This is a genomic window from Chryseobacterium sp. Marseille-Q3244 (genome assembly GCF_940807095.1).
GTDB lineage: Bacteria > Bacteroidota > Bacteroidia > Flavobacteriales > Weeksellaceae > Chryseobacterium.
The window spans coordinates 35,001-52,357 of sequence record NZ_CALNWX010000017.1; the positions used below are offsets into that span (position 1 = coordinate 35,001).

Genomic DNA, 17,357 nt, shown 5'->3' on the forward strand with positions numbered 1-17,357 from the left:
CATCTCAGTTCTTAAAGGAGGAGCAGCTTCTGCTTTATATGGATCCAGAGGGGGTAATGGAGTTATCTTAATTACCACCAAAACAGGGAAAAGGAAAGGTGGTTTAGGAATTACTTATTCTACAAGCTTAGGTTTTGAAAGTATTTTTATGAAGCCGGATATGCAGAAGAGTTTTGGTTTAGGACTAAATGGGGTAGCTAACTCGGTAATTAGCGATAATTCTAGCTCTTGGGGCCCTGCTTTAGATGGATCTAATATGAAAAGATATGATAACCTGAAAAATTTCTTTAAGACAGGTATCAATTCACAACATACTTTGAGCTTTCAGGAAAACTTAGGAGAAGGTACCAGCTTATATACCTCGGCGAATTATCTGAACGATAATAGCCAGATCCCTAATTCTAAATTTGAAAGATTCAATTTTATGGCTAAGATGAACTCAAATTTTGGAGCAAATAAAAGATGGACTTCTGAGGTAAAGGTACAATATATAAGCACAAAGGCTAAAAACAGACCTTCAGGAGGAAAAGGAGATGGCAATTATTATCCTAATATTCTTCTCATGCCTCAAAACATTGATATAAGAGATTACGAACAAGGACAAACCCAAAATGATGTAAAATCACGCTGGATTACTCCTAACGGGATAAATCCTTATTGGTCTGCTTATAATAGCCTTAATGCAGATAAGAAAGATCGTTTCCTGCTAAATGGGTATCTTAAATATCAGTTTAATGATTGGCTGAGTGGAGATGTAAGAGTGGGGACGGATTTCTATGCTTTAAATGCTGATGCAAGAGTATGGACAGGATCTTCACGTAGAAATTCTTATGCAACCAGCGAAGAGAAATTCTATGAGAATAATTATATTGCGAGCCTTACTGCAAAAAAAGATAACTTATTTGGAAAATGGGGTGGATCGCTTTCTGTATATGGACAAATGATGGAGAGCAGAACCAAAGCCATTTATTTCAGTACTCAAAACTTGATTGTTCCTAATGTATTTAGTGTTAATAATACTAGTGATATTGCTGGTATTGCTAATAATGAAATTGATTTCTGGAAGAAGATTAATTCTGTATTTGCTTCTGCTGAGATTAATTATGACGGGTATTGGTTTATTAATGCAACGGCAAGAAATGACTGGTCTTCCACCCTCATTCTTGAAAATAGATCTTATTTCTATCCTTCTATCAGTACTTCTTTAGTTTTAACAGAGATGTTGAATAAATTAAACGGGACCAATTCTAAAGTATTAACTTTTGCTAAGCTTCGTGCTGCTTATGCGGTAACCGGAAATTCTTTAAATCCTTACGAACTGTATAATACTTATAAACTAGGTGCAGATCCAGGTGGTCATGCCATTCTTGGCAGAAAAAAAATTCTTTATGATCCTAATTTACATGCTGAGAAACTTAAAACTTTTGAAGTTGGTGCAGATCTTAAATTCTTTAACAGAGTTTCCTTAGATGTAAGTTATTTCAGGAATACTGCAACAGATCAGTTAATAGATTTACCAATGAATCCACTTTCCGGATATGAGTATAAAAAGATAAGTTCAGGAGGCCTTAGTAATAGCGGAATTGAAATAGTTGTAAATACAGATATTTTTAAAAAGCAGAATTTTACATGGAATGTAAATGCGAATTTTTCTAAACTAAAGAGTGTGATTGACCGGATTGATGGAGAAGTTTTAAAATATCCTTTGGCTGGTTTTGATAATGTAGGTTTTTTTGCAGAAGTAGGTAAGCCCTATGGATCTATTTATGGAACAAAATTTTTAAGAGTAGAGGATCCTAACAGTCCTCAATATGGAAAACTTATTGTTGGGCTGAATGGTTTGCCTCAGGCGACTGCTGAACAATATTATTTAGGTGATCAGACACCAAGGGCTTTGTTTGGAATAACCAATAGCTTTGTATATAAAAGTTTTGGACTTTCATTCCTTATTGACGGAAGAATTGGAGGGAAATTCTATTCATCCACTCAATCTGCTTTACAGAAAGTAGGTCTTGCTTCTGATACAGCTCCCGGAGGAAGAAGAGATAATATTGTGCTTGATGCAGTAGTACAACAAAATGGGGGTTATATAAGCAATACAAAAGAGATAACACAACAGGATTATTGGGCCGCTGTAACAGCTGGAAACTTAGGAATTACAGAACAGAACATTTACGATGCAACCAATATCAGGCTAAGAAATATTCAGGTATCATATAATTTTCCTAAAAGTTTATTTCAAAAATTTGCACTTCAGAGTGCTAAGGTTTCTTTCACAGCCAATAATGTATGGATGATCTACAGTAAAGCAAAGGGAATAGATCCTGAGTCTGTATTTGCTATCAATTCTAATGCTGTAGGATTTGAAAATCTTTCATTTCCAACCACAAGATCTTATTTATTCTCAATTACATTAGGCTTTTAATATTAATACTGACATCATGAAAAAATATATTTTATCCCTCATTGCGTTGGCTGTAGTTTGTACATCATGTAATGATTTTGAAGACATCAATAACGATCCGTTTTCTGTAGATATTAATAAAGCAGAACCGGAGTATTTTTTAAATAATTCTATTTTAGGAGCACAGCAAGATCCCAATATTGCTGAACGTACTTTTGTTTTGTATTGGAAAACTGCTGCAAGACAGCATTTGTCGACAGGCATTGCAGGTGGATCATATGATGATTCCTGGACTGTAGAATATTGGAAAGGAATTTCAGAATGGCTGAATAATGCCAATGCAACTATTGAAATTGCCAATGAAAAGAAAGCAATAGGTCAGGGCAAACCTCATTATGATAATCTTATCCAGGTAGCCAGGATTTGGAGAGCTTATCTGATGAGCGAGTTTTCTGATAATTTTGGTCCACAGCCTATTCAGGCATTTAAAGGAGTAAATCCCGGTTTTAATTCTGAAAAAGAGGTGTATTATTTTATTTTAGATGAGTTGAAGGATGCAGTTGCTAAAATGGATGTGAACCAACCTATTCCTTCCAATCCTAATGCTTATGATATGGTCTATAGCTTTAAATGGAGTCAATGGGTAAAATATGCTAACTCCATGAGAATGAGAGTGGCGATGAGAATTTCAGAAGTGGATCCTGCCAAAGCAAAAACAGAGTTTGAGGCCGCAGCTAATTCTAATATGCTCATCAGGACAAGCGATGATAATTTTAAAGTTAAAGAAGATACCGGTTGGAATCCTTTATCAGGGGTAATGTCTAGGGAATGGAATTCGCAGATTTTATCAGCTACCCTTAATAATATGTATATTGGTTTGGGGGGAGTTAATTCTACAGATCAATTGCCTGCTGCTCAGCATACAGCTGTGAAAGATGCTGATTATATCGGCATAAAATATGATGAACAGTTCTCAACAATGACCAATGACCCAAGTGCAGGATATTGGCTGGATGGGCTTCCAAATAAAATCGATCCAAGGGCTTATAAAACATTTTATATTCCCGGAGATTTCAACAATCCAATTTATTCCCTTTATCCTATTAATACCAATCAAGCGTCTACTAATAGTGGAGATCTTACTTTTGCCAACGGTTCTAAAGTTACTATCAATACGGTAAATACCTGGAATACGACTACTATAGGGAACTGGGGTGTAAAAGGCCAAAGAAACGGGTTAAGAGGAGTTATTGGATGCATGCCGGCTTTAGGAAAACAATATAGAGAAGGTAAGAACTTTCGAATCTTTTTTGCAAGTTGGGAAACTTATTTCCTGATGGCTGAAGCAGCCCTGAAAGGATGGGCAGTTCCAATGAGTGATGATGCGGCCTATAATAAAGGAATTCAGGATAGCTTTGCGTATAATGGAGTTTCACAATTTTATATTCAGTATATTACCTCAACGGATTATAACCGTGACGGAACTTCTGTAGCTTATAGCCATGTGGCAGAGCCTGGAGCCAGTCATACCATGAATTATAAAGATCCTTCTACTGGAAATATGGTTTCTGTTGAAATTAAATACCCGGTAAATACCATTTACAAAAATGGTTCAGTGAAAAATGATAAGCTTACAAAAATCATTACTCAAAAATATATTGCGAATATGCCATGGCTTCCTTTAGAATCCTGGAGCGATCAACGAAGACTGGGATTACCTTTCTTTGAAAACCCTGCAATAGAAACACCGTTGGTTAATTTACCTAATTTGAATTCAGGAAATTATATGACAAACTCTATTCAGAATTTCCCTCAGAGGTTAAGATATCCAAGTACTTTCAGGAATACAGACCAGGATGGGTACACAAAAGCAGTACAGTTACTGGGCGGACAAGATGTAGTTCTTACCCCTCTTTGGTGGGCAAAGCACTAAATTTAATATGCTTGAAAAAGAACCCTTTCCAAATTTTGGAAAGGGTTCTTTTTTATATCATAGAAGATACAATTTTATTTTTTTGGTTATCATTTTCAATAATCTTCCCTGGCATCAATTGGCAACGATGGTGAAAACTACCCGCGCGCCATAAGTGCTTGCAGGAATGGTGACAGAAACACCAGATACCTGTAGGAGTAAAACAATATCTGAGAAAGTAACACTATTCCCCAGTCCTAAAACCCCACCAAAAGTAAACGTTAGAAATGTTACATCAGGTGATTGTGGTATTGGAATATAGGTTGTTCCTCCATTGATTGTTGCCGTACACAGAAGACAGACCCCATGTATTGCTGTTGTTCCTCCGGTTCTTCTTGCAGAAAGCGTCATAGAAGTATTCCAGGGGTTGGAGGTGTAATGCATGGTCATTTTTGCTCCCGTACTTGAAAGGAGGTTGAGAAAAGATCCTGGTAATGTTCCGGAGAGTATGATCTGATTAGTACCGGTGTTGCCAGTGTTATCATAAGTTCCGGAATAATTATTTCCCGCTTCAGTAATAGAAGGTATACTGGCGGTCCAGCTTCCGGAGACATTTACTACCTGTGCCTCCATATAGCTGCTGCTTACAAATAAAATAAAAGTAAATAAATACCTTTTTATAAGTGTGTTTCCGAAGAAGAGTCCATTCATTTTCATATTTCCGTTTTATTCTGTAATGGTATAGACAATGGTAAGAACGGTATTGGTTTGTGCAGATAAATTTGCATACGTGCTTGGAACAAGAGATATCGTAAGACGGTGTCCATTATTAACCCCATTGCCTGTGTAAGCTCCTCCAATACCACTTATGATGGTAATAGGAGTATTGGTAAGGGTTACTTGTGCAGAAGGAGTTCCTAAGGTCCCGCCTCCTGCTCCGGATGCTGCTGCTGCCTGTAGCCTGATATTCACTCCCGGAATGAGGGTAGTACCGCTAATAGCTGCTGTAATTCTCCTGGTAAGTCCTCCTGAAGTAATTGCAGAAGTATAATTGATCCACTTTGAAGTATCAGGTGTTGGGTTGGCAAGAGGATTTCCGGCTTCAGTAGGTGCTGTAAATTTTAAAGTAATATTTCCTGTTGGTTCTATATCCATTAAGGTCACAACAGGTAAAGTTAGAGTAATGTTTGCCTGAGAATATAATACACCCGAAAAAATAAAAGATGCTAGTATTAGGGAGTGTTTCAAAATCATTTCTTATTTTTTATTTGATTATATCCTACTTTTAAGGATTCCTGCTGATATTTAATTTCTATCTGTTGTTTAACAATCTGGATGTTGAGTTTTTTTATTTCTGAAGGTTTTAAAGTAATTTGAAATTTATCTGTTGAAATTTTATATCGTTTATCAAGACCATTTCTATACAGTTTAACTGTCCAGTCTCCCGGCCGGAGATAGGTAAAATCGAATGCTTCTCCTATAAAACATATTTTACGAAAAGTCTGATCGTTGCCAATGGCTTCTACAATGATGCTTTCTCTCTTATTTTTTCCTTTTTTAGTTTGTAATGTTTCAATATCCGTTTGATTTTTTTCTTCCGTTTCCGAAAGTTGGATATAGCCTTGTATATTTGCGGCTGTAGTGAGTCCGAAATTAAAAATGTTTTCCTTGTTATTAAGGGATAATGCTGCTGGAATTGAGAGGGTTGGGATATCATTGATTTCTATGGTGGAACGATCTAATTCCAGGAAATAATTACCTGGAATCACATTTTTAAATAAATAATTACCTTCTTTGTCTGTAACGGATAGATAGCTTCCCAGCATTAATCTTATGCCTTCCTTTTTTTTGATTCCAAGGGTATTGATATTACCGGATAACGAAACATATTCGGCAGTTCTTTGCACAGGAATATTTGGCCGCCAGGTATAGCGCATTGAAAATATAAAATCCTTATCTCCTATTTGTCCCCTTTGTAGTGAGTATCTTCCTGAAAGATCCAGGTCGTTTCCTGGAAATAATTGCTGGTGGAATAATAATTCAAATAAATTTCTGTCTTTAAAGTATTCCTCAGGCATGTAGTTGTTTTGGTAAAAAATGCTTAAGCTCGTTTTATCTGAGAACCTGCTAAACACTCTTGCTCCATAATACAACTGTTTTTGGTTTTGTAATTGATATCTGGAAGTCATGGCATAACTTCCAAAGACGTTGAATGATGTTTTAAATTTTTCAAATGATAGATTTGCAGAATATAAAGTTGAATTTCCATTAAATCCTGTCAGATAATTATCTGTTTTTCCAAATTGCCCTTCAAGGTTAACCTGAAATATTCCGATATGCTGGTCTACAGAGACTCTGAGGAAACGCTCATAATAATCAAACTGTTTAGGCTCTAAACGATCCTGGTATTTTTGATAGCCATTATTAAGCATTATAAAGCCATTGGAAAGGTACTTATACTGTATTCCATATTGAAAATATTTTCTGTAAGGTGCGGCCAGAAATAAAGTATCTCTCTGAAAGTTTTTAGCATCCTCCATATAATTGGCAAAAACATTGATTTTTTTCGATACTCTGTATTGAAGATATCCACTGAAAGTACTGGTATTGGTAAAGTAGCCTGCAAACTGCGGGCTTGCTTTCATATACATCAAATTTCCATTGAGCTTTTCAAAATTCACTTCAGCCTGCGCCATATAGGCTGTCCCTTCATTTTTCTTTGTGGTGCTATAAGCAAATTCTCCCGAAAGGTTAATGTTTTTCGAAACTTTGAATTTTCCTTTAGTATAAGGAAGATGAGCTTCGGAATCTAATTGGATATTCCTAAAATCAGAATTTTCCTTCATCGGTATTTTGTAAAGATATCCAACGGAAATTTCAGACTCTTTACGGATTTTAAATGCTGAGTAAATATTAAATTCATCCTTAATATCTCTGAAAAATCGGGGATGGTTGTAAAAACCACCTAAACTTATTTTATTAAAATCATATCGGATTTCTGCCCCACGACCATATCTGGCAAATTCAGTTAAATAGGAGGAAGAGTATGTTTTATCACCCAGATGAACAAATAATTTATCCCTTTTATAGTTCACAAAATATTCTTCATACTGAGTAAAAGTATTGAATTCAATAGGATTGTGTGTGGCGGCATGAAACTCAATCTGGTTTTTATTTTCTTTATCCAGTGTTCCTTTGCCATAGATTTCGCCTTGAAAGCCATCATGATAAACTCCCATATTTTTCATTCCGATAAAGGATAATGAAGCAACCACCGGAATCCTGTGATAGATATCCAGACTGGCAGGTTGTACAGAGATCACCTGGGTACTGATATAAACGCTTTGATTTTCTTTAGGATTATCTTTAGAATATACCGAAAGATTTAGATTTTGAAATTCATTTTGACCAACTTCCGGATTGGTTTTTTTATGGATGGTAATAACTTTGGATTCGTTTGGAGCAAGAATAATTGATGCATCATGATCTACAAGGGCATTCTTACTTTCCAGGGTAAGATTTTCAGTAGTATTTCCATTGTTTTTTAAAAGGAAGGAAGCCTGGATGGTTTCTCCTGCCCGGATAAATTCCGGAGAATCCAATGCAGTAAGGGAAAGCTTTCTGCTTGCGGAAACCGTAATCTGTGAAGCTTTTGTAAAAATGAGACCCGTAGATCGATCTGTAATATGTAATACAATAGAGTAGTCACCCTGAACAGCTTCTGTTGAAATACGTAAAGGGACAAGATATACGGACGCTTCATGGGACTGAATCTGAAATTCCCCTTTTGCAAGGATGGGAGTGATAAGCGGGCTTGAAGTAGTGACTGAAATGTCATACACCTTATTTTCAAGCGAATTATTTTCCAGACTGAAAGGAATAGAAGTAGACGTTCCCGGCATTAAACTATCTTTTTTACTCGTTAATCGGTTAGATGACTGTTGAGAAAAAGTAAATAACGGGAATAATATAAAAATTAATAACGTCCAGGTTTTAATCATTTTTTACTTCTAGTTCCACATTGAGCGCGAAAGCATTCTCATCTTCGTCCGTTGCTATAACAGTAGCTTTGTACTGTGCAGGTGGTACTTTACTGATATCAATGTAAAATGTTTTAGAAGTAGAAGGCAATAACCCCATTGTCAAGCTTGAAAAAGTCCCTATTTTTTCTCCTGTTTTGCGGTTATAGATTTCAATAGATGCTGTAGGTTTGCAATAGAGATTTCCATTATTAGCTATTGCAATTTTTACAGTTTTTTTTCCTTCTTCTTTTTCTACTTTGATATTTTCAAATGTAAGGTCCGGTTTGGCCTTTTCCGTGTCGTAATCTGTAATGACCTGAATCGCATACCGTATCACAGAGGTAATGCTTACTCCAGGTTGCTTATCGCTGGGTTTGATATCATCTACAGGTTCTACGATGATAACACTCCAATAACTGCCGGGATCTATTGACTGATTAGGAACAGTTATTTCATAAAACACTTCTGTTTTTTCTTTCCCTTTAAGGGTTACTAAATTTGTATTAAGTTTTATCCAATCTCCATTAGTCCTTTTTTGAGTATGTAGAGCGGTATAATTAATCGTTCCGTCAGCATGATAAGTAAAGTCCTGCAAAAACAATTTTACACTTTGAGGATTATTACTTGTATTTTCAATGGCAACTTTTCCTTTGTAAACTTTCCCGTTTTCTACTTTATAGGAATGCGTAAGCCCGTTAAGAACCACAATGCCGGCATGTAAAAAGCTAAACTGCAAAATCAAAGTGATTAAAAAAAGAATACGCTTTATCATTATGTCAAATTTGGAATTTTTATTATTGATAATACAAAAACAGGAAGAAACTGGGATCCAATTTCTTCTTGGTTTTGAAATGCAGAATTGAATTTTATTTAAATTCTAGTTATCTGATATGGTATAAGTAACAGTAGCTACAGTAGTGGCAGTAGCTTGCAGGTCTGCATAAGTTGCTACACCCCCAGGTCCACTTCCTGCAGCAAGAGCATACGTAAGGTTATGGCCATTATTAGCTCCATTTCCAGTATAGGCACTTCCGATTCCGGAAATAATAGTCTGGTCAGCAGCACTTAATGTTAGTAGCCCTGCAGATGTTCCCAAAGTACCAGCTCCTGAACCTGTAGCAGCAGCAGCTGTTACGTGGATATCTACTCCTGGAATGATAGCATTAACCTTTACACTTACATTACGGGTAGGGTCTGCAACGGATTTGATAGAAGAATAATTAAGCCATAAAGTAGTGTTGGCTGCACTTGCAACAAGAGGGTTACCAGCTTCTGTAGGAGCCGTAAATCCTAATGTAATGTTTTTGGTAGCGGCAGGTTCAATGTCTACCAGTGCAACTTCTGGAATAGAAATCGTAATGGTGTGATTATCTGTATTAGTGTCCTGAGCACTCAGGTTTCCGGATATGGCTGCTGCAAATAAAGACATTGCAACGGTTAATTTTAATTTATTCATGATCTTAATTATTAGTTAAGTGAAAATAATAAAAATCAAACAGATTATGAAATAAATATATAATAATTTTTATATTGTTGATGATTTTTCTATCGTAATGCAATATAATTGAAAAATATTTCACTTTCCGTATATAAAAAATCCTGCACGTTTGTACAGGATTAATAATGTTTTTATAAGAATATAACTTTACGCCCAATGTGGATCCGAAACAGAAACTTTTCCTGTTTCTAATCTTCCTGCAAAATGCCAGATATGCTCGCCCCATGTTACTTTTAAGTCATACCAGCCTTTAAATGGGTTAAGGTCAATCACTATTTTCTCTTCCGGTTTGTGGATAGAAATTGTTTTTTTAGTTTTTTCATACAGGTTTTCCAAGATAATACTTTCTTTTTTCCCATTTTTAACGATCAGTTCAACCTGGCTTTTTGAAGCATTATTAATTAAGATAATTTCTGATTCCGGAATATTATTTCCTTTGAATTTTCGGAAGAAACCATTAGGACCAAAAACTTCATAATCATAACTTCCTGATTGTCTTGTGGGATGAGACAGTTCTTGCCCGGAATACAATGCATAAGAAAAATAATAATGATGGCTGTTCAATTGGGTTCTGTCATAAAGATGGAGAGGAACTCCATTTTCTTTTGCATTAGTCATTCTAATCTTACCTGCTTCCAGATTCACATGAAAATTATAAGGAAGAGTATGGGAAGGCTTCATTCCTCTTTCCTGAATTTCAAGTAAATCATTCTTCAGTTCATTTTCAGAATACCATTTTAGCTGTGGAACAGGTTTATTTTTGGCTGCATTAATGGTTTTAGCATAATCCTTTTGATCAAGATAATCCATTTTTGGAGCTTTGCTATTGGGCGAATTAAAAGCTGAGGTAAGATCACCACAAATAGCTCTTCTCCATTCACTGATATTGTCTACATGAACATTTTTATTAAATTTCTTCATGATAAATTTCTCAAGGAACTGCAAAACAGAAGTATGATCTGAAACTTCAGAATTAACAAAACCGCCTTTCGTCCATGGGGAAGCAATAATCATAGGTACTCTGTAACCCAATCCTACTGTTCCTTCTGCTTTTTCATAATCCTTTAATGTTGGATCAGACATATATTCCTGAGCTTTATCTACATATTCCACACCGCTTTTTCCATTGATATCAACCGGTTGGCTTGGATTTAATGGGGGAGCAAAAGGAATCACGTGGTCAAAATACCCGTCATTTTCATCATAATTGATAATGAAAATTGTTTTTTTCCACATTTCAGGATCTTTGGTCAGAATATTTAAAACCTCAGAAATATACCATGCTCCATACCATGGTGATCCGGGATGATCTGAGAAGTGCTCAGGAGCTACCAGCCAGGAAACCGAGGGCAATTTTTTCTCTTCCACATCCTTACGAAACTGGAAGAGTACATCTCCTTTGGGAACAACCAGTCTTTCTCCATGTTCATCTTTTCCAATTTCCAGATTGTGATAATCGGGATCTTTTGAATTTGTTGTAAAGGCTTTTTCGTGGAGGTTTTTCTCCTGCTGGGAAAGTTTTGAATAATTATCCGGATGATATTTTACCAGATCTTCCTGAAGTTCAGTAATGATGGCCCCCAGTCTTTCTTTCCGGTTAGGTTTTTTCAGGATTTCCTGCTTTAGTGAGGCGATGATGTTGGGAATATGCTCATAGTATCCTTTTGAAAACTTAACATTAAATTTTGAAAACCATTCAATAGGATTATCTGTAAAATTACTTAACCATGCTTCCTGTTCCCCTGATAAACCTTTTGGAAGACTGATCTCATTTTGATAAATACGCCATGAAACATTTTGCTCCTCTAAAATTTCGGGGAAGCTTTTCCATTTTGCCTGTCTTGCTTTATCATAATCAATATCATCATTCACCACATTAGCTTTTGATTTACCATTTTGCTGTTCTCTAAGCGTTCCCGACCAATGGAAAAGTCGGTTGGGAGTGGTTCCTGTCATTGAAGAACAGAAATATTGGTCAAATATGGTAAAAGCATCTGCAAGCTGATAGTAGAATGGAAGATCTTCACGGTTGTAGTAGCCCAAGGTAAGTGGAATATTTTTATAATTTTCGTTACCCGAAGCCTTAGCCTGAAGCCATTGGTCATATTTTCCTTTATTGAATGCCTGCTGCTGGTTTTCCCACGAATGGGGAAGGGAACTCATCCATGTTGATTTGGTATTTCTCAAATCCAGACGGGCCGGAGCTGCATATTTTCCTGTATTTTCCTTTTGAAAAAAAGCGGAATGCCCATCCTGCTTAATAAAGGTCCTTTTATCCAGGAACCCACGAACTCCTTTGAGAGCTCCAAAAGCATGATCGAATGAACGGTTTTCCTGCATCAAAATAACTACATGTTCTGCATCATAAAAAGTAGACTGTGCAGCAGGTTCTATCGCTAAAGCCTTTAGAATAGCAGGGTGTAAAACATTTGAAGTTCCTAGTCCAGCTAATAAAATACTTGATTTTTCTAAAAATTCTCTTCTGTCCATGATCTATCGTAATAAGAAAGAAACCGCAAGTTAATAGGATTTTCCTGCGATTTCTTTGTTTTGTGTAAAAAAAATCAGATTCTTACTGTAACCACCAAGGTTTAGAGTTGATATTGTCATTTCCACCATATTGAGTGGTAAGAGCTGCCTTTAAATTGGTGCTGTTATAATTGTACTCAGACTGAGGATATCTGAATCTGAATGGTGCTGCTACACCTGGTTTTAAAGGGTAATTAGGATATCCTGTTCTCAGGTAATCATAATAAGAAGTCCATTGTGACTGGTGGAACATAATCATGTACTTTTGCGTCATAATTTTTTCCAATTGTACCTGCAGAGACGCAGAGTTATCATAAACAACCAAAGGAGTAGCCAGGTATTGGTTGACATCAAATCCTGTAAAATATTGTCCTGAATTTTTTACGTAAGTCTGATAAAAACTGAAACTGGCTTTGATTCCATTGTCATAATGTGTTTTTGCTGATCCGGATATCCAGCCTCTGGCTGTTGCTTCTGCCAGGATAAACTCCAGTTCAGAGTAGCTTAAAATTGATGAAGGTTCGTTAGTTGGATCTTTGTAGAAACGGTCATTCACCTTAGAAATGTTTTTAGCAGTAATTAAGGCAGCATTGTCAGAATATGGAGAAGTAGGATTTCCTCCATTATATCCGCTAAAATCTGTGATGGTTTTTCCTGCTTCTTTAGCTCCAGTAGTTTGAGAGGCAAATGTAAATAAACGTGGATCTTTTCTGTCTTTAAATAAATTGATGAAATAATCAGCCATATATAAACTGGATCCATATCCACTGTTGTTGAACATAGAATATCTACTGTCTGCTGCGTCAGCAAACTTAAGTTCCCCATTATCTGAAATAGAGGTCATCAAAGGCTGGCTTCCTGCAATAGAAGCAAACTCTGTTGCAATATTGTAACTTCCAACGGTTGTTTTTTTAGATAGAGTGATTAAGATTTTCAAACGGAATGAATTGATGAGTTTTTTCCATTTGTTAGCATCTCCGTTGAAAATAATATCTCCTTCAATTTTATCATTGGTATTAATAAGATCATTGGCTTCTTTTAATTCTGATAAAACTCCGGCCATCACAACATCCTGACTGTCATATTTAGGTTGGGTAATACCCGATTCACCTTTTACTGCTTCAGAATAGGGAATACTGCCCACTTTTAAACTTGTATTAAAGAAATAATAAGCTCTTAGAAATTTACCTACGGCAACATAGTTTTTATTATTTCTTTTTTCAGACTCCTGCATCATTTTTACTGTATTAAGAAGCCCTTTTGAATAGACTTCAAAAGATGCGTCATTCCATTTCATGTACTGAAAAGGATTTTCACCATCGGTACCAATCATCATTCTTGAAGCATACATATTGTCTCCATTCACCCAAAAGGCATCTTTAGCAACATAGGTGAGAAGATATTTAGGATCAATACTTGCCTGATCATTCGGGTTTTCATTGATTTTATCAAGATTGGATTCACATGATGTCAATGCCAATACTCCTGCTGTCAATACAGATGTGATTAGTCTTTTTGCTTTTTTACTTTTTAAGTCTTTCGTTTTGAATATATTATTTTTCATTGTAATGTCGCCTTTAAATTAAAACTTAAGATTAAATCCGATTCCGAACCATCTGCTTGAAGGATCCTGAATATCATTAGCGATATCGCCAGTTCTTCCCGATCTGATCTGGAAGTCCGGATCTGAATAAAGGTTTTTAGACTTTTTCCACATAGCCAGATTGTAAGCCGAGATATTGGCAGTGAACCCTTTAACCATTCCTTTTGGATTCAATAGGGAAGAGAAGTCATATTCTAATACTACAGATCTTAACTTGATAAAGGTTCTGTCGAAAACATTCGCAAATTCTTCACTTTCATCCTGAGTTACTCTGGCCTGGTATGGATAATTCTGTGCCCAATCCTGGAAGTTGATAGGATTGGTATGCTGAGTATAAAGCCCTGTTGCAGGATTGTAATTCACTCCATCCGGTACAAAATAATACTTTCCAGGATTAGCATATTCAAGATCTCTGTAGGCAACAGAATTCGGATGTTTTCCACCCCACCACATTTTTTCAACGACCTGAGATCTCATGATTCCACCGATGCTTCCATCAATTCCGATATTTAAGGATAGTTTTTTATACTTGAAGGTATTGTTGAAACCAAAAGTCCAGTCCGGATTGAAGTGTCCCAGATTACTTGGAGCATTAGCTTTTGTTGGCATTCCTGATTTGGTATCCAGAATTACCTTCCCATCCGGAGATTTTTGCCATGTGTAATCATAATAGCTGTCCATTCTTTCACCTAACTTGATATTGTTGTAGTTAGGCATGTTATCATAAATAGAAGTTAGCTTTTGTTCATACGTACTCCAGTTGATTAATGTTTTCCAGGTGAAATCAGTAGTCTTTATTGGGACCATTCCGAGTGAAATTTCGAATCCTTTTGTAGTATATTCATTACCATTCACATACTGAGAGACAAAACCTGATGACTCAGCACTTGGGAACTCCAGAATATTGTTGTAATCAAGAGTTCTGAAATAAGTAGCATCTAAAGTAATTCTGTTATTGAAAAGACCGGCACTTAATCCCAATTCATAAGATTTGGTCTGTTCAGGTTTCAATGTATTTTCTACATTTAGGATGGTAGGATACAAATAGGTTGGATTACCATTAAAACTTATTCCTTTATTATTTGAATAATAATTTCTGATAGAGTAAGGTTGGAAATCATAAGCCACTTTTGCCCATGAAGCAGAAAGTTTAAGCATATTGACAGCCTCAGGCATTTTTACCAGATTGGAAATAACAGCACTGATGGATGCGGAAGGGTAGAAGTAAGATCTATTGGCTTTTGGTAAAGTAGATGACCAGTCATTACGTCCGGAAATATTGATGAAGAAAGCATTGTATAACCCGATATCAATAGTAGAGTAAGCACTGTAAATTAGCTTTTCTTTCAGATAAGTGTAATTTTTGAGAGCTCCGATGGAATTGTCAAATGAATATATTTCCGGGATCTTTAAACCGTCGGTAGACATTTCATTCCTATTATTTTTAAAGTAAAATGCAGAACCTCCGGCATTGATCGTAAAATCAAAATTATCAGAGATTTTCTTTTTATAAGTAGCCAAAACATCGTAGTTGAGGTTCCAGGTTTTCAGATCTTTTACAATATATCCACCACTTCTTGGAGCACTGTAATTGAAATAAGAATAGGGACTGAATGTTTCTGATTTGCTATGATTTTCAACAAGGGAAATTTTTCCTTTTACGGAAAGGTCTTTTGTCGCCTTATATTCTAATCCGGTTTGGGCATTAATAATATTGGTCCTGTTTTGATTTTTATAGTATTCAGCTCCGAACCATGGGTTATTGTACCATGCATAATTCCAATTAGCCTGAGCTTTGCCTTCTTTTCCCGGAATCCACATGTGGTTTTTTAGGGCATTTCCATCCACATCAGCCCCCATCCAGATCAAGATGGTATACATGTGTCCACTAGGGTTGTACTCGTAATTAGGAACGTTAGGAGTAAAAGCCTGATTGAAATTAAATTTTGTATCAAAGATGAACTTGTCTCCCAGGTGATTTTCAGAAGAGAAATTAACTCCGTACTTCTGTAGATAAGAGTTGGGAACCCTGTCATCATAATTCATGAAGTTTCCAGAAAACCTGTAGATATCTTTATTATTTCGATAGCTGATCGCAAAATTATTATTGTTGATAATAGCAGGTTTTAAGAAAGTATTTAAATTATCATGGTATTTCCAGTCAATCGGAACTCTTTCATATCTTGCTTTATCATTATACTGAGTACCGGTTACAGCTCCATACCACGGAACGACCTGTCCGGTTACTTTATCCCTGATCGGGCTGTTCCATTGGGCAATCTTGAGTCCGGGAACAAATTTAGGACCCCAGATCATATCTCCATCATTTACTCCACCATCGGCTCCATCCCAGAATTCGTACTTTCCCTGAGAACCATTACCATATTCAGTCTGAGTTTTTGGAAGATTGGTAAACCCTCCTGTAATCATAGTGTTCTGAGAAAATTCTACAGAGAAACCTTTCTTCTTCGCACTTTTTGTAGTGATCAGAATAGCTCCATATCGACCTCTTGAACCATAAAGCGCAGAAGCGGTAGCTCCTTTCAGGACGTTGATGTTTTCTATATTGTTAGGATCTAAATTCTGGAAAACTTCTTTTTCTACAATCACTCCATCAATAACAAATACCAAATTAGAATTTCCTCTTAAGGTAAATTGTGGAGCCTGCTGCATTCCGGTTGGGTTGGAAACATTCAAGCCGGCCACCTGTCCTGAGAATAAATTTCCGATACTTGGTGTAGTAATGGTTTCAAACTGTTTGGTTCCTACTTCCTGAGTAGAATATCCAATCTTTTCCTTTTTCTTAGCGATCCCAAGAGCGGTAATAACAACACCTTCAATCTGCTTTTCATTGGCTTTTCTTAAAACAACAGCGTATTGTTTTTTTGAAGAAACCTCCACCGTGTAAACGGAAAAATCGGGAGAAAAGAATTCCAGAATATCTTTGGGGTTGGCTGAAATGGTAAAATTCCCATTTTCATCTGTTATCGTCGTTTTTCCTGTATTTTTGTCGGTAATATTTACTCCTGAAACACTGGTTCCATTTTCAGATTTTACATTTCCGGAAACGGCAATCTCCTGAGCTGTAATATATAACGGAAGTAAAAAAACGGCAAACGTAGCTAAAGTTTTCTTCATTCTTTTTGAATGCAAATTTAGCCGGGTACTATTACGTAAATTTTACGATCATATTAAGATAAAAATACAATTTATATATTTTTTAACAGAAATAATTAATGAAATGGTAAAATGAGAAAGTATTGTTGTATGGGTGTTTTTGCTTTATTATTAAGGCTGGAAGCTGGAAGTCAGAGGTTGGAAGTTATTGAGATTTTGAAAACCGCTGAAAGACATTTTATTAACTTTCAATAAGAGGGTAACTATTAAAA

General features: G+C 36.1%; 10 protein-coding genes (1 of these 10 only partly in view). 2 read left to right on the plus strand and 8 right to left on the minus strand.

Annotation, left to right across the window (positions count from 1 at the left end):
* Positions 1–2,425: the 3' portion of a SusC/RagA family TonB-linked outer membrane protein gene (locus NBX25_RS21080; RefSeq protein ID WP_250255300.1), read on the plus strand. The gene continues 479 nt to the left of window position 1, outside the view; the window shows 2,425 of its 2,904 coding nt (coding positions 480–2,904); its start codon lies off the left edge, out of view; the stop codon is at positions 2,423–2,425.
* A gap of 16 nt (positions 2,426–2,441) precedes the next feature.
* The gene (locus NBX25_RS21085) at positions 2,442–4,337 is read left to right on the plus strand and encodes a SusD/RagB family nutrient-binding outer membrane lipoprotein (RefSeq protein ID WP_250255301.1); all 1,896 of its coding nucleotides are present in this window, start codon (positions 2,442–2,444) and stop codon (positions 4,335–4,337) included.
* A gap of 114 nt (positions 4,338–4,451) precedes the next feature.
* Here the strand turns inward: NBX25_RS21085 and NBX25_RS21090 are convergent, their stop codons facing one another.
* The 8 genes from NBX25_RS21090 to NBX25_RS21125 form a co-directional block, all read right to left on the minus strand.
* Positions 4,452–5,033: a hypothetical protein gene (locus NBX25_RS21090; RefSeq protein ID WP_123858068.1), complete on the minus strand. Its 582-nt coding sequence runs from the start codon at positions 5,031–5,033 to the stop codon at positions 4,452–4,454.
* A gap of 9 nt (positions 5,034–5,042) precedes the next feature.
* Positions 5,043–5,570 carry a hypothetical protein gene (locus tag NBX25_RS21095; protein WP_123858066.1) on the minus strand — a complete coding sequence of 176 codons (528 nt, stop codon included), beginning with the start codon at positions 5,568–5,570 and terminating at the stop codon, positions 5,043–5,045.
* On the minus strand, positions 5,567–8,317 hold the full coding sequence (locus NBX25_RS21100) for a COG1470 family protein (RefSeq protein WP_250255302.1): 2,751 nt from the start codon (positions 8,315–8,317) through the stop codon (positions 5,567–5,569). Before NBX25_RS21100 ends, NBX25_RS21095 begins: the two co-directional genes overlap by 4 nt.
* A complete protein-coding gene (locus NBX25_RS21105; protein WP_123909827.1) occupies positions 8,310–9,110 on the minus strand; it encodes a WxL protein host-binding domain-containing protein in 801 nt (266 codons plus the stop codon). Before NBX25_RS21105 ends, NBX25_RS21100 begins: the two co-directional genes overlap by 8 nt.
* Positions 9,111–9,215: 105 nt before the next feature.
* Positions 9,216–9,794, minus strand: coding sequence for a hypothetical protein (locus tag NBX25_RS21110; protein ID WP_250255303.1), 579 nt, complete (start codon positions 9,792–9,794; stop codon positions 9,216–9,218).
* 189 nt (positions 9,795–9,983) lie between these two features.
* Complete coding sequence (locus NBX25_RS21115) at positions 9,984–12,326, minus strand: phosphocholine-specific phospholipase C (RefSeq protein ID WP_250255304.1); 2,343 nt, start codon at positions 12,324–12,326, stop codon at positions 9,984–9,986.
* A gap of 82 nt (positions 12,327–12,408) precedes the next feature.
* Positions 12,409–13,929 (minus strand): SusD/RagB family nutrient-binding outer membrane lipoprotein, encoded by a 1,521-nt coding sequence (locus tag NBX25_RS21120; RefSeq protein ID WP_123909830.1) that lies wholly within the window; start codon positions 13,927–13,929, stop codon positions 12,409–12,411.
* An 18-nt stretch (positions 13,930–13,947) separates the two neighbouring features.
* Complete coding sequence (locus NBX25_RS21125; RefSeq protein ID WP_250255305.1) at positions 13,948–17,106, minus strand: SusC/RagA family TonB-linked outer membrane protein; 3,159 nt, start codon at positions 17,104–17,106, stop codon at positions 13,948–13,950.
* Positions 17,107–17,357 lie beyond the last annotated feature (251 nt).